Source organism: Desulfonatronospira sp. MSAO_Bac3 (assembly GCF_003838035.1).
Lineage (GTDB): Bacteria > Desulfobacterota > Desulfovibrionia > Desulfovibrionales > Desulfonatronovibrionaceae > Desulfonatronospira > Desulfonatronospira thiodismutans.
In genome coordinates this window covers 1-1,100 of record NZ_QYZY01000359.1, presented here as the reverse complement: position 1 = coordinate 1,100, position 1,100 = coordinate 1, and the positions used below count along the sequence as shown (strand labels likewise).

Sequence of the window (1,100 nt, the reverse complement as noted above, 5' to 3'; positions counted from 1 at the left end):
TTGGTGCGGCCAGCCCCTGCAAAGCATTGTGCATGGCCTTGGTGCACTGATAAAATTGTTCGTTGCCGCTTATGACCTCCCAGCGAACGTCCAGGCCCAGTTCAGCGGTAAGGGGCACCAGTTTTTCCAGGATTTCGGCCACCCCTCCCCCTTTGCGGGTGGAGTTGACATGGACCACCTTCATCCCCCGCAGTGGGGCTGCCAGCTGTTTCAGATGGGATACTACATCCTGTCCCGCCACCTTGGCATACGCATCAAGAAGGCTGCTCATGATTTATCCCCCCTGTCCCGGCATTCCAGACAGACCCTGGTCATTTCCTCGCGTATACTGCTCAGACTGGAAAAGAAGGGATCTATCCCGGCCAGTCCCCGGCGCAGTTCAAAGTACGGCTCCTCAAAACCCATAAGCCAGTAGCTGAAATCATCCAGACCACCGGGCACCCGACGCCGGGCGTCAATGAAGTGATAAAAGATGGTGCCCGTAGAAAGTTCGGGGATAACCTCGGCCAGTGCTTCTGGCCGGGCAAGGCGGGTTCCGGTGTCAAAGATGACCAGCTGAGAACGGATAAACTCAAAGGGCCGGAATGCCTGCAGCCAGTGCGCTGTTTCGCTCTCATCCAGCCTTCCCTCGATGGTCTCCAGGAGTTCACGGCGCAGATCCTCCAGATCCCGGTGTTCCACCGGATCGATTACAGCCAGCTGCTCGGCCAGGGCCTGTTCCCGCAGCTGCCTGCGGCACCATACGGCAAAATCATTGTTGAATTCGCGCTCTTCAAAGCGCGCCCCCAGCAGCCCTCCCCAGAAATGGTGGTAGACACTGTCGAGATTCACATCCCTGATGTGATCCCCGAGTTCGGCCAGGGTATGGGCCTTGCGTCCGGTGGCGATGGTGATGAGGGCGCAATCCTTGAGGGCGAAAGGCTCGGGCTGGGATAGATTGCTGATGTTCATGGATTCACCTCTATTGAAAAGGTCTGGATGTATCTGTTTAGCGCTTTGCATGTGGCATGGGGACTGGCTCTTCCGGGACCCACTTGTCCCAAAAAATGAGATATTTTAAGCACAAAATGATGCTCAAGTGGGTCCCGGAGTGCCTGTCC

1 protein-coding gene and 1 pseudogene are annotated in these 1,100 nt (G+C 56.6%); both read right to left on the bottom strand.

Annotated elements, in window-relative coordinates:
- A pseudogene (locus D5S03_RS12690) lies at positions 1-271 on the bottom strand (glycosyl transferase family 1); the annotation flags it as partial.
- The gene (locus D5S03_RS12685) at positions 268-951 is read right to left on the bottom strand and encodes a DUF5752 family protein (protein WP_287044280.1); all 684 of its coding nucleotides are present in this window, start codon (positions 949-951) and stop codon (positions 268-270) included. The gene D5S03_RS12685 and the pseudogene D5S03_RS12690, both read right to left, overlap by 4 nt.
- Between the last annotated feature and the right edge of the window lie 149 nt (positions 952-1,100).

Bases quoted from the DNA above. Each gene is read 5' to 3' on its own strand.
- D5S03_RS12685 (WP_287044280.1), bottom strand. From the start codon at position 951: ATGAACATCAGCAATCTATCCCAGCCCGAGCCTTTCGCCCTCAAGGAT.